Raw genomic sequence first — 21,530 nt, 5'->3', positions numbered from 1 at the left:
GGGTTGCCGGACCGGGGCCCGCACCGCAGTCGCTTGCAAGAACCTGAGGGCTGATCATGACGAAGATTTCACTGGGGGCGCATCCTTACCTTCTGGGCTTCGACCAGATCGAACGCCTGGCCGAACGGGCCGCCAAGGGGGCCGAGGGCTATCCCCCCTATAACATCGAACACATCGCGCCCGACGGGTTCCGCATCACGCTGGCCGTGGCGGGCTTTTCCGAGACCGACCTGTCCGTCACCACCGAGGACCGGCAGCTTGTCATCCGCGGCCGCCTGGCCGAGCCTGACACGGACCGCGTGTTCCTGCACCGGGGCATCGCCGCCCGGGCCTTCCAGCGCAGCTTCGTCCTGGCCGACGGGGTCGAGGTCGAGGGCGCAGGGATCGAAAACGGCCTGCTGCACGTTGACCTGAAGCGCATCCAGCCGCAGCAGGTCGTCCAGACCATTCCGATCAGCCGCAGATAAGGGGATCATCATGGATACCAAATTCGACTTCGGCGGCATCGACGCCGAGAAAACCGTCTATATCCGGCAGGTCGAGACCAGCACCCTGCCCCATGAAATCCAGCAGCAGCTGGAAGGCATCGACAGCATGTATGCCGTCCACGACGCCGATGGCGAACGGCTGGCGCTGGTGAAGGAACGCTCGCTGGCCTTCATGCTGGCCCGGCAGAACGAATTGACGCCCTTCAGCGTCCACTGACCGCCGTGCTGCGGGGCGGTTCCGCCCTGCCGCGCACCAGGCCCCTGGCGGCCAGGATCGCCAGGATCGCCGTGAAGGCGCAGATCTGATAGATCAGCGCGTGGGATATGGCGGCTGCATGGTCATCGCCGCCCTGCCCGTGCAGCCGCACGAAGAACAGGCTGGACACGACCGCGATGCCCACCGCCGCGCCGACCTGCTGGAAGGCCTGCATCGCCCCCGACCCCGCGCCCGCGTCCTGCGCGGGAACCGCCTTCAGCACCGTCTGGAACAGCGGAGAGATCGTCAGCCCCATTCCGAAGCCGCAGGTGGCCAGCGGCGCGATCAGCGTGGCGGGGGTGAAGACGGGCGGCGGATGGCCCGCGACATGGCGCAGGAAGATCATCCCGGCCAGCATGATCGACACGCCGACGGCCATGCGCCAGGACATGGCCTTGGTGCCGAAGCGCCCGGTGATATAGCTGCCCAGCATGATGCCCAGCGGAAAGGGCGCGGTGGCGATGCCCGACTGCATCGGGTCCAGCCCGTTGCCGGTCTGCAGATAGATCGCCAGCACCAGGAACATCCCCGGGATGGCCGAGAAATGCAGCATCACCATCGCCACGCCCGACAGGAACCCGCCGTTGCGCATCAAGGCGACGGGCAGCAGTTGCGCGCGGCCCCGGCGTGAAAGCCGCACCTGCCGCCAGACGAACAGCGCCCCCGTGGGCAGGGCGGCGACCAGCATCGCCACGCACCACCAGGGCCAGCCCAGCAGCGCGCCCTCGATCACCGGCAGCACGACCAGCAGGACGGCCAGGGAAAACAGCGCGACGCCCGGCCAGTCGATCCGCATCCGCCGGTCCGACGACATGGTGGGGATCCAGCGCCGCCCGGCCCCGATGACGAAGATCCCGACCGGCAGGTTGACCAGGAAGATCGGCCGCCAGTCCAGCCCCCCGATGTCGCCGATGATCAGCGCGCCGCCCAGCAGCGGCCCCGTGACCGCGCCCAGGCTGGCGACCACGCCCGCCAGCGCAAAGGCCCGCGCCTTCTGTTCGGGCGGGAACATCACGTGCATGATCGCCATGACCTGCGGCACCATCATCGCCCCGCCCACGCCTTGCAGGGCGCGCGACCAGATCAGCATGGGCATGGTTTGCGCGAACCCGCACAGCGCGGATGCCAGCGTGAACAACCCGATCCCCAGCAGGAACAGCCGCTTGCGACCGAACTTGTCGCCGAACCGCCCAAAGGGCAGCAGCCCCGCCGCGAAGGCCAGGACATAGGCGGCGGACACCCACTCGATCTGCGCCGCCGTGGCATGCAGGTTTTCCTGGATCGAGGGCAGCGCCACGTTGACGATGCTCACGTCGATCAGGTTCATGAAGTTGCCCAGCAGCAGCAGCACGGTCGCGAGCCAAGGGTTGAAGCCGGTCTCGCCTGTGCCGATGGGGGTCATGGGGCTGCCTTCATGCAGAAAGTGAATGGTGCGCCGCTGTCTAGGCGATCCCGCGCGGATCCACCACCTGCGCCCCGATGGCGGCGGTCAAAGCTCGCGTGCCGCCGCATCGCCGTCCAGAACGACATGCGTGGCGCCGTGGTTCCGCGCGACAAGGCCCTGCCACAAGGCGGACCGGGGGCCGGGCGGCGGGGCCACCGGCAGCGGCGACAGGACCGCACCGGCGGGCGGATCAATCGCCACGCCCGGCCACGGCTGGATCAGCAGCAGGGCGTCCAGTTGCGCGGCCAGGCGGGCGGCGGGGGCGACCTGGTCGGGGTGGCGCGGCTGGACGGCCAGGACGCGGGCGGTCCCCCGGTCGCGGAACAGGGCGCGCAGGTCGTTTGGCGTTGCGCCGGGCGGGCGGCGCAGGCCCTTGACCTTGCCGCCCAGCAGAACGGGATCGCCCCACCTGTCGGTGACGGACATCACCGCCAGAACCTCTCCCCCCGCATCGCGCAGGGCGATGTCGTCGCCGGGCTGGACGCCGCCTGCAAAATCTGCACCGACCCGCAGCGCCAGGGGGACGGGCCAAGACCCCTCTCCCCGCTCGGCCGCGTGCCAGTCCGCCTCGGACATGAAGCCGCGCAGGGGAGTGAAGCCGCCGTTCATCAGCAGCGCCAGTTCGGCCTGCTGGTCCGCGTCCAGCGTCCAGGCGGGCAGCTTCTGCGCCTCGGCCCGCAGGGCGCTGGCGGCATCGTCCGACACGTAAAGCTCTCGCAGGGGGATATGGTGGGGATGGGTCATGGTTCCTGCCTAGCCGAGGCCCCGCCGTTTGTCATCGGGGCCCGATGCGTGTAGGGATCGGGTGTTAACGCCAACGGGGGCCGCATGACCGATATCCGCGCCGTGATCTTCGACATGGACGGCTGCCTTGTGGACAGCGAGCCGATGTCGCTGGAAACCCTGGCCGGGATGATGGCGGCCGAAGGGCTGCACGCCACCCCCGGCGATCTGCGCAAGCGGTTCCTGGGCATGTCGATCCAGGCCATCGTCGGCCATATCGCCCGGGCGCTGGACCGCGAAGACCTGCCCGACTTCGCCCGCAATTTCGAGGAACGGCTGCTGGCCCGCTATCCGGCGGAACTGCGGGTGATCCCCGGCATCCCGGCGCTGCTGGACGGTCTGGCGGCACGCGGCATCGCGGTGGCCATCGCCACGGGCAGTTCCGTGCGCCGCCTGGGCGTCACGCTGGAGGTGGCGGGGCTGGACCGATTCGGCGCAAACATCTTCAGCGCCGACCAGGTCAGGCGCGGCAAGCCCGCCCCCGACCTGTTCCTGCTGGCCGCCGAACGGCTGGGCATCGCGCCCGCGGCCTGCGCGGTGATGGAGGATTCGCCCCACGGCATCGCGGGCGCGGTGGCGGCGGGGATGCGCCCCGTCGGCTTTACCGGCGGCACGCATCTGGAGGGGATGCGCGACGACCATGCGCGGCGGTTGCGCGAGGCCGGGGCCGTCACGGTGCTGTCCGACATGGCGGGGATGCTGGACGCGCTTCTGGACCGGCAGGTCACGGGCGTTTGACGCCTTCCGGCCTTTCGGCCAAGAACGCGCAAGGGACCACAGGGGGGGATCAATGAGTTTTCTGGGAATCGACCTTGGCACCTCGGGCCTGCGGGCGCTGCTGGTGGACGGCAATGGCGGGCCGATTGGCGCGACCGAGCGGCATTATCCGGTCAGCCACCCCCATTCCGGCTGGTCCGAACAGGATCCCGCCGACTGGATCGCGGCGCTGGAGGGCGCGGTGGCCGAACTGCGCGACCGCCACCCCGAATTCGCGGACCTGCGCGGTATCGGCGTGGCGGGCCACATGCACGGGGCGACGCTGCTGGACGAAGCCGACCGGGTGATCCGCCCCTGCATCCTGTGGAACGACACCCGCAGCCATGCCGAGGCAGCAACCCTGGACGCCACCCCCGGCTTTCGCGACCTGTCGGGCAACATCGTCTTTCCGGGCTTCACCGCGCCCAAGCTGGAATGGGTCCGCGCACATGAGCCGGAAAACCACGCCCGCATCGCCCGCGTGCTGCTGCCCGCGGCCTTCCTGAACCTGTATCTGACGGGCGATCATGTGTCCGACATGTCGGACGCGGCGGGCACGTCCTGGCTGGACACCGGCGCGCGCGACTGGTCCGATACGCTGCTGGCGGCGGGCCACATGCGCCGCGACCAGATGCCAAGGCTGGTCGAGGGGTCGGCCCCCGCAGGCCAGTTGCGCGGCGATCTGGCGCAGGCCTGGGGGTTGCCGCATCCGGTCGTGGTGGCGGGCGGCGCGGGCGACAATGCCGCCGCCGCCTGCGGCATCGGCGCGATGGCCGAGGGGCAGGGATTCGTGTCGCTGGGCACCTCGGGCGTGCTGCTGGCGGCGCGGGACGGGTATCATCCGGCACCCGCCACGGCGCTGCACACCTTCTGCCATGCGGTGCCCGGCACCTGGTATCAGATGGGGGTGATGCTGTCGGCGACGGACAGCCTCAACTGGCTGGCGCGGATCGCCGGGACGCGTCCGGCGGACCTGACGGCTGGCCTGGGGGACGCGCTGCAACAGCCGGGCGCGGTGCGGTTCCTGCCCTATCTGTCGGGCGAACGGACGCCGCACAACGACGCGGCCATCCGGGGCGCCTTCACGGGGCTTGGGTCGGGGACGACGCGCGACGACCTGACCCGCGCCGTGCTGGAGGGCGTGGCCTTCGGCCTGCGCGACAGCTTTGATGCCCTGAAGGCCACCGGCGCGCGGCTGGACAGGCTGATGGCCATCGGCGGCGGCGCGCGGTCGCGGTACTGGCTGCGCGCCATCGCCACTACGCTGGACGTGACGCTGGCCCTGCCCGCCGACGGCGAATTCGGCGCGGCGCTTGGCGCGGCACGGTTGGGGATGGCGGCGGCGGGCGCGGGCCGGGTCGAGGAGGTCATGACGGCCCCAGATGTGGTCGAGGAGATCGCCCCGGACGCCGCCCTGCGCGAGCGGTTCGACGCAGGTTATCAGGCGTTCCGGGCGGCTTATCCGGCGATTCGCGGGGTGCAGTGATCGCTGGTCCGGCGAAGGCCATCGCCTTCGCCACGCGCTGCGGGTGCCGCAAGTGCCGCCGGGCCTCAAAAGGCCCGGCCAGCGCCCGCCCCGCCCCCAGGCGGGCGCTGGCCTTCCGTGGTCATGGGACGGCACCGTCTCTGATGGAACCGTCGTGCAAAGGGCGGGGGAAACGTATACGTTTCCTGATCCCGCCCGGCACCGTCTGGATTACCTTGCCGGCAGCACCACCCTCTGCCGCAGCCCCTGCGGCTGCATGTTCGCCAGCCTCACCTCCGCCCCCAACTGGTCGATGATCTGGCGCGCGATGGCCATGCCGAGGCCCGCGCCGGGGATGGCCTTGCGGCGGGCTTCATCGACGCGGAAGAACGGCTCGAAGGCGCGTTCCATCAGGGGTTCGGGGATGCCGGGGCCTTCGTCCTCGATCAGCAGTTCCGCCCGACCATCCGACAGCGACAGCCCGACACGGGTGGCCTTGCCGTGGGTCGCGGCGTTGATCACCAGGTTGCGGACCGCGCGCTTCAAGGACAGCGGCTCGGCCAGGACCACCGCCGGGGCCAGGGACCGGAGCGTCACGGGATAGCCCAGGGCGCGCAGATCCCCCGCCTTGGCCCAGGCGAAAGAGGCCCCCGGTTGCGAGCGCCCCGGCGACAGCGATCGCGGCCCCGGCGCGTGCGTCGGTCATCGCCGCGCCGATCTTTCCGTCCCGCCGCGCGATCAGCATTGGATCCGCGATGGCGCGCGTTATCTTCTTGTATCGGATGACGGCGGGATCGTCCGGTCGGTGATGGCCCGCGCGTTGCGCTGAGAACGGGAAGGCAGGACAGGCAGATGCGGATCGGGTTTCGTCACGGGGTGATCGCATTGGCGATCTGCGGCGCGCTGGCGGCGGGGGCGGCGGCGGTTGGCGTGGGCCAGCCCGCCGCCGGCGGCGACGCGCCCGTGATCACCACCCCGGTCACCCGCGGCGATATCGAGGTCACGGTGCTGGCCCAGGGTACCCTGAAGCCGAGGAACCTGGTCGCGGTGGGCGCGCAGGCCTCGGGCCGGATCACCAGGATCGCGGTGGACCTGGGACAGGCCGTGAAGAAGGGCGACCTGATCGCGGAAATCGATTCGGTCAACCAGCGGAACGCGCTGAAATCCGCGCAGTCGGATCTGGCCGTCGCCCGCGCCCAGCGGGTGGAACGGGAAGCCACGCTGGATCTGGCCGAACGCACGCTGGACCGGCTGGAGAAACTGCAGCGCAGCAACCTGACCTTGCAGAACGAATACGACACGGCGGTGTCCGATGTCGCGGTCGCCCGCGCCCAGATCGAGGCGCTGGACGCCCAGATCGCCCAGGCCGAGGTCGCCATCGAAACGGCCCAGGCGAACCTTGGCTATACCCGCATCACCGCGCCCGGCGACGGCACCGTGCTGGCGATCACCGCCCAGCAGGGCCAGACGGTCAACGCCGCGCAATCCGCCCCCACCATCGTGGTCCTGGGCGATCTGGCGCAGATGGAGGTGTTCGCCGAAATCTCGGAAGCCGATATCGGCCAGGTGGAACCCGGCCAGCCCGTCTGGTTCACGGTGCTGGGCGCGCCCGACCACCGCTATGACGCGGTGCTGGAAGCCGTGGCCCCCGCCCCCGAAAGCATCGTCAACGACCCCAGCATCAGCGGCAGCAGCAGCACGTCCGCCAGCGCCACGTCCGAGGCGATCTATTACAACGGCCGCTTCACCGTCCCGAACCCCGACGGCCGGCTGCGCACCTACATGACGGCCGAGGTCCATATCGTCCTGGGCACCGCGCGGGACGTGCTGACGGTGCCCTCGATGGCGCTTGGGACGCCCGACGGCCCCGGCCGCTATCGCCTGCAGGTCCAGGGCCGCGACGGCGCGCTGGAGGACCGGGTGGTCAGCGTCGGCCTGAACGACAAGGTCATGGCCGAGATCACCGAGGGCCTGGCCGAGGGCGAGCGGATCGTCACCGGGACCGGCAGCCCCGACAGCGATGGCCCGGCGCGCAACCCGATGATGCCGCGCGGGATGCGGGGCTGATCCATGGACCGGCCGATCATCCAGCTGTCCAGCATCGGGCGCAGCTACCCCTCGGGCGAGGGCAGCCTGGCCGTGCTGCGCGACGTGGACCTGTCGATCCGCGCGGGAGAGTTCGTGGCGATCATGGGCGCGTCCGGGTCGGGCAAGACCACGCTGATGAACATCCTGGGCTGCCTGGACCGCCCCAGCACCGGCACCTACCGCTTTGCGGGCCAGGACATCGGCGGGCTTTCCAGCGCGGACCTGGCCGCGCTGCGGCGCGAACGCTTCGGCTTCATCTTCCAGCGGTATCACCTGCTGCCGGAACTGACCGCGCTTGCCAATGTGGAGATCCCGGCCATCTACCGGGGCGAGGCCGCGTCCGACCGCCGGGCGCGGGCGGCGCGGCTTCTGGACCGCCTGGGCATGGGCGCAAGGCTGGGCCATCGCCCGGCGGCGCTGTCGGGCGGCCAGCAGCAGCGCGTGTCGATCGCGCGCGCGCTGATCAACGACGCCAGCGTCATCCTGGCGGACGAACCCACCGGCGCGCTGGACAGCCAGAGCGGCGAGGACGTGCTGTCCATCCTGTCGGAACTGAACGCCGACGGGCGCACGATCATCATCGTCACCCACGACCCCAAGGTCGCCGCCCGCGCCCGCCGCATCATAACGATCAGCGACGGCCGCATCATCGCCGACCGCCAGAACCAGCCCGATGCCCCGCACATCGCCCGCGACAAGGCCGCGAAAGGCGCCTCCGCCCTGCCCGGCAGCGCGTTCTGGGAGGCGCTGCGCATGGCGCTGGTGTCCATGCGCGCCCACAAGCTGCGCAGCTTCCTGACCATGCTGGGCATCATCATCGGCATCGCATCCGTGGTGTCGGTGGTGGCGCTTGGCGAAGGCTCGCGCCAGCAGGTGCTGGCCAACATCTCGTCCCTTGGCACCAACACGCTGGAGGTGTTCCCGGGCCGGGACTTCGGCGACATGCGGTCGGGACGCATCAAGACGCTGGTGGCATCCGACGCCGAGGCGCTGGCCCGCCTGCCCTTTGTCGCGGCGGCAACGCCCGGCACCGCGACCACGGCCACGATCCGCTTCGGCGGGACCGAGGCCAATGCCCAGATCAGCGGCGTGGGCGGGGATTACTTCGCCGTCACCGGATCCACGATCATCGCGGGCCGGGGCTTTTCCCCCACCGCCATCGCCCGCATGGCGCAAGAGGTGGTGATCGACACCAACACCCGCGACAGCCTGTTCGCGGGACGCCCCGACAGCGGCGTGGGCCAGGTGATCTATGCGGGAAACGCCCTGCTACGCGTGGTGGGCGTGGCCGAGATCGCCTCGCGCGGGCCGGGCGGCAGCCAGAGCCTGCGGCTTTACGCGCCCTATACCACCGTGCAGGCGCGCTATCTGGGCACCTCGACGCTGTCCAGCCTGACCCTGCGCATCGCGGACGACGCCGACATGGGGGCCGCGCAATCCGCCGTGACCCAGTTCCTGACCCGGCGGCACGGCACGCAGGATTTCTTCATCGTCAACACCGACGAGATCCGCCAGACCATCACCAGCACCACAAGCACGCTGACCCTGCTGGTGTCGGCCATCGCGGTGATCTCGCTTGTGGTGGGGGGCATCGGGGTGATGAACATCATGCTTGTGTCGGTCACGGAACGCGTGGGGGAAATCGGGCTGCGCATGGCGGTCGGCGCGCGGCGCAGCGACATCCTGGCGCAGTTCCTGATCGAGGCCGTGCTGGTCTGCATGATCGGCGGCGTGCTGGGCATCGCCGTGGCGCTTGGCTTCGGCCTGGCCTTCGACCGGCTGAACACCAGCTTCACCATGATCCAGTCCCCGAACGCGATGATCGCGGCGCTGGTCAGTTCCACGCTGATCGGCATCACCTTCGGCTTTCTGCCCGCCCGCAGCGCCTCGCGCCTGGATCCGGTGGCGGCGCTTTCCAAGGGGTGAAAAAAACATTGTGTCCTGTCCGACTGCTGGCGCAATCTGGTCCCAGCATGACGGCCGCGTAAAGCGCCGCATCACCAGTCTGGGAGGACACATGACCCTATCCAAGTTGATGGCCGGGCTTTTCGCGGCCACCATCCTGACCGCGCCCGCCTTCGCCCAAGGATATCCCGAACGCCAGATCACCATGGTCGTGCCGTTTTCCGCAGGCGGCCCGACCGACACCGTGGCCCGCCTGGTCGCCGAACGCATGTCCGCCGACCTGGGCCAGCAGATCGTGGTCCAGAACGTCGGCGGCGCGGGCGGCACCCTGGGCGCAGGCCAGGTCGCCAAGGCCGAGCCCGACGGATACACCGTGCTGCTGCACCACATCGGCATGGCGACATCCGCCACGCTGTATCGCAACCTGGCCTATGACACGCTGAACGCCTTTGAATACGTGGGCCTTGTCACCGAGGTGCCGATGGTCGTCACCGCGCGGGCCGATTTCGAGCCCGCCGATTTCCCGGCCTTCGTGGACTACGTCAAGGCCAACGCCGATTCGCTGACGCTGGCCAACGCGGGCATCGGCGCGGCCAGCCACCTGTGCGGGATGCTGCTGATGCAGGCGCTTGAGGCGCCCTTGGTCACGGTCCCCTACAAGGGCACCGGCCCGGCCATGACCGACCTGCTGGGGGGCCAGGTGGACATCATGTGCGACCAGACCACCAACACCACCCAGCAGATCAAGGCGGGCACGATCAAGGCCTATGCCGTGACCACGCCCGAACGCCTGCCCCTGTTCCCCGACCTGCCCACGGCCGCCGAATCCGGGTTCGAGGCGATGCAGTTCGGCATCTGGCACGGCATCTATACCCCCAAGGGCACCGCGCCCGAGGTAAACCAGCGCCTGTCGCAATCGCTGCAAAAGGCGCTGGCCGACGAAGGCGTGGCCAAGGCCATGGCGGATCTGGGCACCGCGCCCTCGTCCGCCCAGGATGCCACGCCCGAGGCCCTGAAGGCCAAGCTGGAGGCGGAAATCGCCCGCTGGAAGCCGGTGATCGAGGCCGCGGGCGTTTACGCCGACTGACCCATATCCCCGCCGCCCATCCCGGCGGCGGGCTTTCCGACACGGGGGGATCATGTCCACGAAACCGAAAGACGGCACCGACATCGCGGCGGGCCTGCTGTTCATGGCGATCGCCGCCTTTTTCGGCTGGCAGGGCTTGGGGCTGGAGATGGGCACCTCGACCCGCATGGGACCGGGCTATTTCCCGATGGTCCTGTCGGGGCTGCTGTTCCTGCTGGGCGCGGTGATCCTGGTCCGGGCCTTCGGGCGCCCCGATGACGAACCCTTCGGGCGCGTGGCCTGGCGGGGCATCGCCTTCATCCTGCCCGCGCCGATCTTCTTCGGCCTGACCGTGCGCGGCCTGGGCTTCGTGCCCGCCCTCTTCATCACCACGCTGATCGCCGCGCAGGCATCGCTGCGGATGCGGCCCTTGCCGGCGCTGATCCTTGCGGTGGTCGTCACCATCCTGTCGACGCTGATCTTCTCCTATGGCCTGGGGCTGCCGTTCCGGCGCTTCGGCCCCTGGCTGCCGCTGTAAGGGGGCGCGCATGGATCTGCTGTCCAACCTCGCGATGGGCTTTGGCGTCGCGTCCTCGCTGGCGAACCTGGCCTTCTGCCTGATCGGGGTGCTTTTGGGCACGCTGATCGGCGTCTTGCCCGGCATCGGCGCCACCGCCACCATCGCCATGCTGCTGCCCATCACCTTCCAGCTGGAACCCGTGTCCTCGCTGATCATGCTGGCGGGGATCTACTACGGCGCGCAATACGGCGGCTCGACCACCGCCATCCTGATCAACATGCCGGGCGAAAGCTCCTCTGCCGTGACCGCCATCGACGGCTACCAGATGGCGCGGCAGGGCCGGGCGGGCACGGCGCTGGCTGTCGCCGCGTTGGGGTCGTTCTTCGCGGGCAGCGTGGCGACCTTCCTGGTGGCGATCTTCGCCCCGCCCCTGACCGCCATCGCCCTGCAATTCGGCGCGGCCGAGTATTTCAGCCTGATGGTCATGGGCCTGGTGATGTCGGTGGCGCTGGCGCACGGCTCGGTGCTGAAGGCGCTGGCCATGGTGGTCCTTGGCCTGCTGCTGGGCATGGTCGGCACCGATGTCTATACCGGCGCGCCGCGCTTCACGATGGGCATGACCCAGTTCGCCGATGGGCTGAACTTCGTGGCGGTCGCTGTGGGCGTCTTCGGCATCGCCGAGATCCTGCGCAACCTGGAAGACGAACACGACCGGCAGGTGATGACGAAAAACATCACCCGCCTGTTCCCCTCGCGCGAGGAGTTCCGCCAGATGATCGGCCCGGTGCTGCGCGGCACGGGCGTGGGGTCGGTCCTGGGCATCCTGCCCGGCGGCGGCGCGATCCTGGCGGCCTTCGCCAGCTACACGGTGGAAAAGAAGCTGTCGAAGCACCCCGAGGAGTTCGGCAAGGGCGCGCTCGCCGGTGTCGCGGGGCCGGAAAGCGCCAACAACGCGGGCGCGCAGACCAGCTTCATCCCCCTGCTGACGCTGGGCATCCCCGCGAACCCGGTGATGGCGCTGATGATCGGGGCGATGATCATCCAGGGCATCGTGCCGGGGCCGAACGTGGTTTCCGAACAGCCGCAACTGTTCTGGGGCATCATCGCGTCGATGTGGATCGGCAACCTGATGCTGGTGGTGCTGAACCTGCCCCTGATCGGGCTGTGGGTGAAGCTGCTGACGGTGCCCTATTTCGTGCTGTTCCCGATCATCATGGCGATGTGCTCGATCGGGGTCTATTCGGTCAACTCGAACCCCTACGACCTCTTCGCCGTGGCCTTCTTCGGCCTTCTGGGCTACGTCATGTCCAAGCTGCGCTGCGAGCCCGCGCCGCTGCTCTTGGGCTTCGTCCTGGGCCCGCTGCTGGAGGAAAACCTGCGCCGGGCCATGATCCTGTCGCGCGGCGATCCCACCACCTTCGTGACCCGCCCCATCAGCGCGGGCCTCCTGGTCCTGTCGCTGGCGATCCTGGTGCTGGTCTTCCTGCCCCAGATCCGCAAGCGCCGGGACGAGGTCTTCACCGAAAGCGACGCCTGAACCATGAAAGGATTTCCCATGATCACCCGCCGCATCCTGCTGGGAACCGCCCTGGCCCTGGGCCTTGCCGGAACGGCCGCCGCCGCGTTTCCCGACCGTTCCATCACCCTGGTGATCCCCTTCGCCGCCGGTGGATCGACCGACGTGGTGGGCCGCATCGTCGCCGAACGGATGAGCAAGGAACTGGGCCAGCAGGTCGTCGTCCAGAACGTCGGCGGCGCGGGCGGATCCTTGGGCGCGCAGCAGGTGGCGAAGGCCGACCCGGATGGCTACACGATCCTGATGGGCACGGTCGCCACGCACGCGCTGAACCCGCTGATCCTGAAGCAGAAGCCCTATGACCCGGTGGCCGATTTCGCGCCCGTGTCGCTTCTGGTGCTGGTGCCGAACGTCTTGGCGGTCCATCCAGACGTGCCCGCCCAGACGGTGCAGGAACTGATCGACCTCGCGAAAAAGGAACCGCTGGCCTATGCGTCGTCCGGCAACGGCACGCCGCTGCACCTGTCGGGCGAGCTGTTCAAGGCCATGGCGGGGGTGCAGATCGACCACATCCCCTACAAGGGGTCCGGCCCGGCGCTGACCGATGTTCTGGGCAACCAGGTGCCGATCATCTTCGACAACCTGCCCTCGGCCTCGGGGCATATCTCCAGCGGCAAGCTGCGCGCGCTTGGCGTGACCACGGCGGAACGCGCGCCCAGCTTCCCCGACGTGCCCGCCATCGCCGAAACCCTGCCGGGATATGAGACCTATTCCTGGAACGCCCTCTTCGCCCCCGCAGGCACCCCGTCTGATGCCATCGAGGCCCTTGCCGCCGCCGCCCAGGCCACCATGGCCGACCCGGCGGTCGCCGAACGCATGGCCGAGTTTTCCGCCACAATCGTCGCATCCACGCCCGAGGAACTGGCCCAGCATGTGAAGGCCGAGATGGCGAAATGGGAACCCGTGGTCCAGGACGCGAACGTCAGCATGGATTGACCCGGATCACTGCCCCGGCCCGCTGTCCAGCGGGCCGATGACAACGGTGCCCAAAAGGATGCCAAGCGCCATCATGGAATAGGCCACCACCATGGCCGACCGGCCCAGGGCTGGCCTGTAGAAGGCGCCGCGATGCCTCAGCACCCGCTGGTCGATCACCACATAGGCGGCCGAGGCAAAGGCCAGCGCGAACAGATAGCCCGCCACTAGGGCCAGCGGCCGCCCGAACTGGGGCAGCAGGCCGAACAAGACATTTGCAAAGAACAGCCCCGTCCAGTGGTGCAGATACATGGGATAGGAAATACCGCCCGCAAAGATGCCAGCCGCACGGCGATGCCCCGGCCGGGCCGCCAGCAGGACAATCGTCGCGGCGATCACGGGAACGACGTGGCCATATCTCAGGGCACCCGTCCAACCCGCCCAGCCGGTCGCCGCCAGGACAGCCAGCAGCAGCGCCGTGGCGGCAGGATGCAGGTGCCAGTCGCCCCATCGCCTGTGAAGCATGGCCGCCAGGACGCCCGCCGAGATCGACCCGTAGAAGCCCCCGTCCGCGATGGCGACCGCAGTCAGCAGGCCCCAGGCCAATAGGGAACGGCGCAGCGGCGTCAGCACCAGCAGCAGCGGCGCAACCAGATAGAATTGCTCCTCTACCGCGATGGACCAGAAATGCGCGCCGGTTCCCTGCATCGGCATCGCGCGGATGACCTCAGGGATCTTCACGATGAACCAGTTGTGGGTCAGCGTCAGGTCATAGGCCAGCGTCTGGAAATAATAGGGCGCCAGGCCGTCCTTCAAAAAGGCAACGGTGTAAAGCAGGGCAACCGCCGCCAGGTAGGGTAGCCAGATGCGCGTCACCCGGTTATAGAAGAACCGGGGCAGTCCCGACCGGTCAAGACCCAGCAGGATGCCCCCGATCAGCCAGCCGCTGAGTGCGAAGAAGACCTGCACGGCGAAATTGCCCGGAGAGCCGATCGCCGCCACGTCCGCATGTTCCCAATACACAAGCGAGGCAAGGCACAGTCTCAGTCAGTCGAAATACGGATATTCGCGCGGGGACTCGAACGCCATTTGCACCATCAACCAGACAAATCTTGCCTGTGATAGCGCCCGAGGCGGAAACTACAATCGGTCATGGGAATTCTGGTTACTGCACCATGAAACAGCCTTGCTGTTCGCCCTTGCGGTCGCCCTGCGCCGCGGCAAAAAGGCACTGCTGGCAGAAACGAGGATCGGATGAGCGGACTTCTGGCACTTCTGGACGATGTGGCCTCGATCTCCAAGGTCGCGGCGGCGTCCATCGACGATGTGGCGGGACAGGCCGCCAAGGCCGGGGCCAAGGCGGCGGGCGCGGTGATCGACGACGCAGCGGTGACGCCGAAATACGTCCACGGGTTCGACGCCAGCCGCGAGATCCCCATCGTCTGGAAGATCGCGCGCGGATCGCTGTTCAACAAGCTGGTGATCCTGCTGCCCGTGGCGCTGCTGCTGTCGGCCTTTGCTCCCTGGGCGATCTCGCCCCTGCTGATGCTGGGGGGCGCCTATCTGTGCTATGAGGGCGCCGAGAAGATCGCCCATGCCCTGGGCCATGGCGACCCCCACGAGAGCGAGCATCACGTCAACATCGAGGACGACGGCACCGCGCTGGAGGAAGCGCGCGTCGCGGGCGCGATCAAGACCGACTTCATCCTCTCGGCCGAGATCATGACCATCGCCCTCTCCACGATACCGGCGACCGACACGATCTGGATGCGCGCGCTGATCCTGGCCATGGTCGCGGTGGGCATCACCGCCGCCGTCTATGGCTTTGTCGCGCTGATCGTGAAGGCCGACGACGTGGGCGTCCATCTGGCAAGGCGGCGCAATGGCCTGTCCTCGTCCCTGGGGCGCGGCATCGTCAAGGTTATGCCCGGCTTCATGCGGACGCTGATGATCGTGGGCACCGCCGCGATGATCTGGGTCGGCGGGCAGATCGTGCTGCACGGTTTCGCCGAACTGGGCTGGTCCGCCCCCTATGACTGGGTCCACCACCAGGCCGAAGCTGCCGCCCATGCCGTCCCGCAGGCCCCCGGCCTGGTGGCCTGGGCCGTGACCGCGTTCTTCGACGGCATCTTCGGGCTGGTCCTGGGCCTGATCCTGATCCCGGTGGCCCATTATGTCGTCAACCCGCTGCTGCAGGCCACCGTCGCGCCGCTGATGGCCCGCCTGCGCGGGGCATGATGTTCTCATTTCGTTCTTGCTAGCCTTGTGCTAACATGAGGCGAGTTTCCAGAACGGGATTCGCCTCATGTGCTTTTCGCTGAACTGTTCGCACCACCATCCGATCGCCTGCATCGTGCCCCCCTACATGCTGCGGGTGCTGGCCCTGCGCGGCGATCCCAAGACGGCCGAAATGGCGCGGACCCTGTTGAAGCAGACCGAAAAGCTGCGCGACGAACGCGCCGAACAGACCCGCGCGGGCCTGCCCCCGTCGGAACCCATCACCGGCGCCTATGCCACGACCGCCGTTTCCCCCGCCGAGGGGCTGTGCTGCCCCGACCGCCGCATCCACGACGGCCAGTTCAAGGCCGCCCTGCCCGGCAAGCTGGTCCGGTCCGAAGGCGACGGCCCGACCGGCATCGCGGACGCCGACACCGCCTATGACGCCGCAGGCCAGGTCTTCGCGCTGTTCGCCGAGGAATACGGCCGCAATTCCCTCGACGGCGGGGGGATGCCGCTGGTGGCGACCGTCCACCACCGGCGCGACTACAACAACGCCTTCTGGAACGGCACGCAGATGGCCTATGGCACGGGCGACGGCAAGGTGTTCCGCACCTTCCTGGAACTGTCCGTGATCGGGCACGAGATGGCCCATGGCGTCATCCAGCATTCCGGCGGGCTGATCTATGAAAACCAGTCGGGGGCGCTGAACGAAAGCATCGCCGATGTCTTCGGCAGCCTCGCCCTGCAGCGCGCCCTGGGGCAAGAGGTGCATCAGGCCGACTGGCTGGTGGGCCGCGGCATCCTGGGCCCTGGCATCAACGGCGCGGCGCTGCGCAGCATGAAGGCGCCGGGCACGGCCTATTCCGACGACCTGCTGGGCCAGGATCCGCAACCCTGGCACATGGATCATTTCGTGGCGACGGGCGACGACAATGGCGGGGTGCATATCAACTCGGGCATCCCGAACCACGCCTTCTACCTGTTCTGCGCCTATCTGGGCGGGCGGGCGTGGGAACTGCCGGGCCGGGTCTGGTACCGCGCGCTGCAAACGCTGAACAATCCGATGGCCAGCTTTTCGGACTGGGCGGACCAGACCATGGACGCCGCCATCGAACTGGCCGGACGCGGCAGCATCGAGACGGTGATGCTGCGGCGCGCCTGGAAACTTGTCGGAATCGCGATCTGACCCTAGATTCCCCCCATCAGCGGGGGGATCATCGCCATGATCATCGAAATCGCGGCGCAGGGCGGCTTTGGCGGCATCAAAGCTGCCAACCTGCGCAAGACCATCGACGTGTCCGACCAGCCCGAACAGATGCGCCAGGAACTGGCCGAGGCCTTCGGCCCCGACGAACTGGCCCGCCTGTCCCGACAGCCCTGCGGCGATTGCGCCGACCGGCTGACCTATCGCATCACCGTGACCGAGGACCGCGAGACCCGCAGCTTCACCCTGCGCGAGGCCCAGATCCCGCCCGACATGCTGGACCTGATCGACCAGATGTAGAAAGGCGCGACCCACGCCGCGCTTTTTCATCTTGGCTCAAATATCCCGCAGGGGGTCCGGGGGACGCGAAGTCCCCCGGCTACTCCTCGGCCCCCTTGTGCCGCCGGTTCCACATGATCGAGTTGACGAAGGCCGCGCCGATGAAGATCGCGCCCAGAAGGCCGGTCACCACCTCGGGCAGTTGCCACATGGTCTGGCCGAACATGATGATCGACAGGATCAGGATCGACCAGAAGGCCCCGTGTTCCAGATACCGGAACTCGGCCAGGGTGCCGCGTTCGACCAGCATCACGGTCATCGACCGAACATACATCGCGCCGATCCCCAGACCGATGGCGATCAGGAACAGGTTCTGCGTCAGCGCAAAGGCCCCGATCACGCCGTCGAAACTGAACGACGCGTCCAGCACCTCCAGATACAGGAACCCGCCCAGACCCACCTGCGCCGTGCCGCGCACGGCGTCCTGCGCCTGGCCCCAGCGGTCCAGGATGTGGCCCAGGGCGTCCACCGCCAGAAAGGTCACGATCCCCCACATGGCGCTGAACATGAAGATCTGTTCGTCGCGCACCGGCAGCAGCCAGACGAACAGCAGGATGATCACCAGGACGAAGCCGACCTCCATCCCGCGCACCGATCCGGCGCGCCGCAGGGCGCGCTCGACCTTGCCGATCCAGTCCACCTCCTTCGACTGGTCGAAAAAGAAGGACAGCGCGACCAGCATCAGGAAGGCGCCGCCGAAGGCCGCGATGGGCAGATGCGCCTCGTGGATCAGGCGGGAATATTCCTCGGGGTTGGTGGCCGCCAGCCGCAGCGCGGCCAGGGGGCCGATATGGGCGGCGATCACCACGATCAGCAGCGGAAAGATGATCCGCATCCCGAAGACCGCGATCAGGATGCCCCAGGTCAGGAAGCGGCGCTGCCACTTGGGCGTCATTTCCTTCAGCTTGTTGGCGTTGACGATGGCGTTGTCGAAGGACAGCGAGACTTCCAGGATCGCCAGCACCACCGCGATCATCAGGAAGGACACCGCCCCGGCCGTTTGGCCGGTAAAGCGGAAGCCCAACCAGCTGGCCAGAAGGACGCCAAGAACGGTGACGATGAACGGCCAGCGCAGATAGGACAAGGACGAGCGCATGATTCCTCCTGTTCGGTGCCGTTCCAATAGGCGGACGGTCCCAGGCCGACAAGAGACTTTGCGCCGCACGGGACGCCGCAGCCAGACGGGCGCAGGTGCAAGTCGCGGTCTTGAGGGGTTTGAGTGGTGCCCGGAGACGGATTTGAACCGCCGACACGCGGATTTTCAATCCGCTGCTCTACCAACTGAGCTATCCGGGCAACCTGTCGCGCTGTTCGGCGCGTGGCGTGACGCGGTGTTTACGGTCGCTTGCCGCGACTGTCCAGACCCCCGTCGCGGTTTTTTTCATCCCCCTCCCTGTCCGAGGCCAGGTCGTCCAGCGGCTGGCCCGGGATCACATAGGTGCCGCGCAGCCAGCGCCCCAGGTCGATGTCGGCGCAACGCCTGGAACAGAAGGGGCGGTATTGCGGCACGCTGGCCTTGGTGCAGATCGGGCAGGCCATCAGCGGCCCCCCTGCGCCAGCCGCTGCAACGGGATGCGGTCGCGCTTGCGGTTGATCTCGTAAAGGCCCATCGTGGTCCAGCCGATCAAGGATGTTTCCGCCGCCTCGCCCTTGAAGGCGGCGCGCAGCACCTGGTCCAGCGTGGCGCGGTCGCGCTTGGGGATGGGGGCGAAATCCACGATCACCTGCCCGCCAAGCCCGCGCAGGCGCAACTGGCGCGGCAGGTCGCGGGCCAGGGCGATGTTCGCCTTGAGGGCGGCGGCGGGGCTGGTGTCGTTGCCGGTGTTCACGTCGATGGCAACCAGGGCGCGGGTCGGCTCGATGGCGGCATGGGCGCCCCCGGGCAGCGCGACGTCGGGCGACAGCAGGGCATCCACGGCCTCCAGCACGCCGCAGCGGGCAAAGCTGTCCTCGCCCTCCTCGACCGCGTCGGGCGCGGGATCGGCCCATTCCATCCAGGCCTGTTCGTGCGGGGATGGCGCGCCCAGCAGCAGTTCGGGCGGGCCGGCCTGTTCGGCCCCGATCCGGGCGGAAAGGTCCAGAAGACCGCGCAACTCCTCGGCGATGTCATCGGGATCGGCAAGCGCGGCCAGGCTGCGGACGATGATGCCGGTGCCCTCGGGCGGGGCGGCGGCGGCGCCCAGGGCCTCCAGCTCGGCCCGCAGATCCTCGTCCTTGATGCGGCGCGAGACGTTGATGCCCGGCGCGCCCGGCGTCACCAGCACATGGCGGCCCCGGAACAGGATGCGGGATGTCAGGGGCACGGCCTTCCCCTCATCGGCCACGCCCGTCACCTGGACCAGCAGAGACTGGCCTTCGCCAAGGCCCGAGCGGTCGCGCAGATAGCCGCGCTGGCCGTCCGGCAGGCGCAGGAAGACGCCGCCCTGCCCCTTCATCAGCCGTTCCACCACGCCGCGGCAGATGTCGCCGGGGACCAGGGGGGCAAGGTCGCTGGGATCGACCGACAGGTCGGTCAGGCAGCCGTCCTCCATCAGCGCGGCGGCCTCGGCCCCGAACAATTTGCCCAGAACGACCTGGCGTCCCTTCATGGCGCGGTTCCCTTCATGGTGATGCCGCTTGCCGCCAGCATCGCGGCGGTTTCCGCCAGGGGCAGGCCCACGACCGAGGAAAACGACCCCTGGATCCAGGGGATGAACGCGGCGGCGGCGCCCTGGATGGCATAGCCGCCCGCCTTGCCCTGCCAGTCGCCGATGTCGAGATAGGCTTCCAGTTCCGCCGCGCCGATGGGCCGCATCCGCACGGTGGTTTCCACCAGCCGCTCGCGCGTCCGGTCGCCATGGCGGACGACCACGGCGGTCAGCACGCGGTGGCGGCGGCCGGACATGAGGCGCATGAAACCGGCAGCCTCGGCGCGCGAGGCGGGCTTGCCCAGGATGCGGCGGCCCACCGCCACGGTCGTGTCGGCACACAGCAGCACGTCCCCCGGCGAAAGATCGAAGGCCGCGGCCTTGCCCCCGGCGATGCGGCGGACATAGTCGCGCGCCCCCTCGCCCTTCAGCGGGGATTCGTCGATATCGGCGCTGCGGACCTCATGGGGAACGATGCCGACCTGGGCCAGAAGCTCCAGCCGGCGCGGGCTGGCCGAGCCGAGGACGAGGCGCGGGGCCCCGGGGTCCGGCACCGGCGCGGTCATCGCGGCGCCCACCTTACTTGAAGCGGTAATTGATCCGTCCCTTGGACAGGTCATAGGTGTTCATTTCCACCTGCACCTTGTCGCCGGCAAGGACACGGATGCGGTTCTTCCGCATCTTTCCTGCCATATGCGCGATGATCTCATGGCCGTTTTCCAGCTCGACCCTGAACGTCGCATTGGGCAGGAGTTCCTTCACGACGCCAGGAAATTCGAGCATTTCTTCCTTGGCCATGATCACTCCATTCTGATCGACCCGCCTGATTCGGGACCGGGGTTACATGCGACCGGAAGGCCCGGATTTCAAGTGTAAAGAAGGGATCATCCGCCCGACGCCAGCCGCACGGGGGCCTTGCCGTCGCCATCGCGGGCCAGGGACGCGCTGCGGAAGGGGTCCGTGTCGGACAGATCGGCGGGCTGCGCAGGGGCCGGCAGGGCGACGGGGTCGGCGGGCTGTCCGGCGGCAGGGCGGGAAGGATCCTGGAGGCGCAGGGCATGGCAACCCTCGGATTCGCCCAGCTTGCCGATGGCAAGCAACTGCCCGTCGGGCGTTTCCAGCCGCGCCTCGGCCAGGGTGACGCGCGGCAGGGGCAGCAGCTTGCCGGGCACAAGGGCGCGCAATTCGCCCAGGGTCACGGTGCGGCGGCACAACACGCCCACGACCTCGACCGGGGCGGCCGACATGGCGCCTGCAAGCGTGGTGCCGGGGGGGGCCGCAACGGGGGCTGCGGCTGGCTGGACCTCGACGGGACGGGCCTCGGCCTTGTGCGGCAGGGCGATCAGGATGCGGCCGTCGCGGGTTTCAGCCCCCCCGAGGCGCAGGTCGAAGGACAGGCTGCGATAGGGCCGGTCTTCCAGCATCAGGACCAGGGGGCGGGGGTCGTCCAGGTGGGTGGCATAGCGATAGGCCCCGATCGGGCCAAAGCCCTCGACCGCCGCCATCTCGGTCGCAAGCTCGGCCATCAGGGCATTGACGAAATCGACGCAGATCGCGGCATCGCTGCGGGTCAGGCGGCGGCGTTCGGCGGGGCGCGCGGTGACGCGGCCCAGGGCCTGCACCTCGATCAGGGCGGTCACGGTTTCAAAGGACAGGGCCATGGCGCCGATCTGGTCGCCCGGGCCCTGCAGGACCACCAGCAGGGATTGTTCGGGGATCAGTTCGGGCAGTTCCCCCAGCGTCACGGCGCCGGGCTTGATGTCGATGGGCAGCACCGGCAGGCGATACAGCCGTTCGGCGGCGCGGGCGACCGCGTTGGCGGCGGCGCGGGCGGGCGACAGGGGCTGCGGCTGCGGCAGCCGCGCGGGCTTGTCCGCG

At 68.6% G+C, this 21,530-nt stretch carries 24 protein-coding genes and 1 tRNA gene; 14 read left to right on the top strand and 11 right to left on the bottom strand.

Annotation, left to right across the window (positions count from 1 at the left end; genetic code table 11):
* Positions 1-56 precede the first annotated feature (56 nt).
* Both JX613_RS12770 and JX613_RS12765 read left to right on the top strand, forming a co-directional pair.
* Entirely contained in the window at positions 57-467 is a 411-nt protein-coding gene (locus tag JX613_RS12770; protein ID WP_207101846.1) for an Hsp20 family protein, read from the top strand.
* Between the two features lie 10 nt (positions 468-477).
* Positions 478-705: a DUF1150 family protein gene (locus JX613_RS12765; RefSeq protein ID WP_207101845.1), complete on the top strand. Its 228-nt coding sequence runs from the start codon at positions 478-480 to the stop codon at positions 703-705.
* Here JX613_RS12765 and JX613_RS12760 read toward each other — a convergent pair.
* Together JX613_RS12760 and JX613_RS12755 are read right to left on the bottom strand one after the other, a co-directional pair.
* Positions 692-2,146 (bottom strand): MFS transporter, encoded by a 1,455-nt coding sequence (locus JX613_RS12760; RefSeq protein ID WP_207101844.1) that lies wholly within the window; start codon positions 2,144-2,146, stop codon positions 692-694. The two genes, JX613_RS12765 and JX613_RS12760, sit on opposite strands and share 14 nt — an antisense overlap.
* Positions 2,147-2,233: 87 nt before the next feature.
* Entirely contained in the window at positions 2,234-2,932 is a 699-nt protein-coding gene (locus JX613_RS12755; protein WP_207101843.1) for a bifunctional sulfate adenylyltransferase/adenylylsulfate kinase, read from the bottom strand.
* A gap of 84 nt (positions 2,933-3,016) precedes the next feature.
* Here JX613_RS12755 and JX613_RS12750 point away from each other — a divergent pair, with 84 nt between their 5' ends.
* Entirely contained in the window at positions 3,017-3,709 is a 693-nt protein-coding gene (locus tag JX613_RS12750; RefSeq protein ID WP_207101842.1) for an HAD family hydrolase, read from the top strand.
* 52 nt (positions 3,710-3,761) lie between these two features.
* Positions 3,762-5,213, top strand: a complete 1,452-nt coding sequence (gene xylB / locus JX613_RS12745; protein ID WP_207101841.1) for a xylulokinase — start codon at positions 3,762-3,764, stop codon at positions 5,211-5,213.
* A gap of 210 nt (positions 5,214-5,423) precedes the next feature.
* Here the strand turns inward: xylB and JX613_RS12740 are convergent, their stop codons facing one another.
* The gene (locus JX613_RS12740) at positions 5,424-5,789 is read right to left on the bottom strand and encodes an ATP-binding protein (protein WP_207101840.1); all 366 of its coding nucleotides are present in this window, start codon (positions 5,787-5,789) and stop codon (positions 5,424-5,426) included.
* 31 nt (positions 5,790-5,820) lie between these two features.
* Here JX613_RS12740 and JX613_RS20415 point away from each other — a divergent pair, with 31 nt between their 5' ends.
* The 7 genes from JX613_RS20415 to JX613_RS12705 all read left to right on the top strand — a co-directional run bounded on the left by JX613_RS20415 (position 5,821) and on the right by JX613_RS12705 (position 13,283).
* Entirely contained in the window at positions 5,821-6,021 is a 201-nt protein-coding gene (locus tag JX613_RS20415) for an RcnB family protein (protein ID WP_207101839.1), read from the top strand.
* A gap of 23 nt (positions 6,022-6,044) precedes the next feature.
* Positions 6,045-7,259, top strand: a complete 1,215-nt coding sequence (locus JX613_RS12730; protein ID WP_207101838.1) for an efflux RND transporter periplasmic adaptor subunit — start codon at positions 6,045-6,047, stop codon at positions 7,257-7,259.
* Between the two features lie 3 nt (positions 7,260-7,262).
* A complete protein-coding gene (locus tag JX613_RS12725) occupies positions 7,263-9,206 on the top strand; it encodes a MacB family efflux pump subunit (protein WP_237168551.1) in 1,944 nt (647 codons plus the stop codon).
* A gap of 91 nt (positions 9,207-9,297) precedes the next feature.
* Complete coding sequence (locus JX613_RS12720; RefSeq protein WP_207101837.1) at positions 9,298-10,272, top strand: tripartite tricarboxylate transporter substrate-binding protein; 975 nt, start codon at positions 9,298-9,300, stop codon at positions 10,270-10,272.
* Positions 10,273-10,324: 52 nt separating this feature from the next.
* Complete coding sequence (locus tag JX613_RS12715) at positions 10,325-10,789, top strand: tripartite tricarboxylate transporter TctB family protein (RefSeq protein ID WP_207101836.1); 465 nt, start codon at positions 10,325-10,327, stop codon at positions 10,787-10,789.
* Positions 10,790-10,799: 10 nt separating this feature from the next.
* A complete protein-coding gene (locus JX613_RS12710) occupies positions 10,800-12,308 on the top strand; it encodes a tripartite tricarboxylate transporter permease (RefSeq protein ID WP_207101835.1) in 1,509 nt (502 codons plus the stop codon).
* A gap of 18 nt (positions 12,309-12,326) precedes the next feature.
* On the top strand, positions 12,327-13,283 hold the full coding sequence (locus JX613_RS12705) for a Bug family tripartite tricarboxylate transporter substrate binding protein (RefSeq protein WP_207101834.1): 957 nt from the start codon (positions 12,327-12,329) through the stop codon (positions 13,281-13,283).
* 6 nt (positions 13,284-13,289) lie between these two features.
* Here JX613_RS12705 and JX613_RS12700 read toward each other — a convergent pair whose 3' ends face one another.
* Positions 13,290-14,285: an acyltransferase family protein gene (locus JX613_RS12700; protein WP_207101833.1), complete on the bottom strand. Its 996-nt coding sequence runs from the start codon at positions 14,283-14,285 to the stop codon at positions 13,290-13,292.
* A 231-nt stretch (positions 14,286-14,516) separates the two neighbouring features.
* Here JX613_RS12700 and JX613_RS12695 point away from each other — a divergent pair, with 231 nt between their 5' ends.
* The 3 genes from JX613_RS12695 to JX613_RS12685 all read left to right on the top strand — a co-directional run bounded on the left by JX613_RS12695 (position 14,517) and on the right by JX613_RS12685 (position 16,986).
* The gene (locus JX613_RS12695) at positions 14,517-15,500 is read left to right on the top strand and encodes a DUF808 domain-containing protein (protein WP_207101832.1); all 984 of its coding nucleotides are present in this window, start codon (positions 14,517-14,519) and stop codon (positions 15,498-15,500) included.
* Positions 15,501-15,567: 67 nt separating this feature from the next.
* Positions 15,568-16,668: a M4 family metallopeptidase gene (locus JX613_RS12690; protein ID WP_207101831.1), complete on the top strand. Its 1,101-nt coding sequence runs from the start codon at positions 15,568-15,570 to the stop codon at positions 16,666-16,668.
* A 36-nt stretch (positions 16,669-16,704) separates the two neighbouring features.
* Positions 16,705-16,986 carry a protealysin inhibitor emfourin gene (locus tag JX613_RS12685; RefSeq protein ID WP_207101830.1) on the top strand — a complete coding sequence of 94 codons (282 nt, stop codon included), beginning with the start codon at positions 16,705-16,707 and terminating at the stop codon, positions 16,984-16,986.
* A 79-nt stretch (positions 16,987-17,065) separates the two neighbouring features.
* Here JX613_RS12685 and JX613_RS12680 read toward each other — a convergent pair whose 3' ends face one another.
* The 7 genes from JX613_RS12680 to JX613_RS12650 form a co-directional block, all read right to left on the bottom strand.
* On the bottom strand, positions 17,066-18,121 hold the full coding sequence (locus JX613_RS12680; protein WP_207101829.1) for a DUF475 domain-containing protein: 1,056 nt from the start codon (positions 18,119-18,121) through the stop codon (positions 17,066-17,068).
* 124 nt (positions 18,122-18,245) lie between these two features.
* A tRNA-Phe gene (locus tag JX613_RS12675) sits at positions 18,246-18,321 on the bottom strand.
* Between the two features lie 39 nt (positions 18,322-18,360).
* Entirely contained in the window at positions 18,361-18,564 is a 204-nt protein-coding gene (locus JX613_RS12670) for a DNA gyrase inhibitor YacG (RefSeq protein WP_207101828.1), read from the bottom strand.
* Entirely contained in the window at positions 18,564-19,613 is a 1,050-nt protein-coding gene (locus JX613_RS12665) for a ribonuclease E/G (protein ID WP_207101827.1), read from the bottom strand. Before JX613_RS12665 ends, JX613_RS12670 begins: the two co-directional genes overlap by 1 nt.
* Positions 19,610-20,218, bottom strand: a complete 609-nt coding sequence (locus tag JX613_RS12660; RefSeq protein WP_207101888.1) for a Maf family protein — start codon at positions 20,216-20,218, stop codon at positions 19,610-19,612. Before JX613_RS12660 ends, JX613_RS12665 begins: the two co-directional genes overlap by 4 nt.
* 13 nt (positions 20,219-20,231) lie before the next feature.
* Positions 20,232-20,450: a translation initiation factor IF-1 gene (infA, locus tag JX613_RS12655; RefSeq protein ID WP_036636451.1), complete on the bottom strand. Its 219-nt coding sequence runs from the start codon at positions 20,448-20,450 to the stop codon at positions 20,232-20,234.
* An 86-nt stretch (positions 20,451-20,536) separates the two neighbouring features.
* Positions 20,537-21,530: FliM/FliN family flagellar motor C-terminal domain-containing protein (locus tag JX613_RS12650; protein WP_207101826.1), on the bottom strand; the 994-nt coding region annotated here is incomplete at its 5' end.

Origin of the sequence: Paracoccus shandongensis, from assembly GCF_017315735.1 — a bacterium.
GTDB lineage: Bacteria > Pseudomonadota > Alphaproteobacteria > Rhodobacterales > Rhodobacteraceae > Paracoccus > Paracoccus shandongensis.
This window is presented reverse-complemented; position numbering and strand designations above follow the sequence as displayed.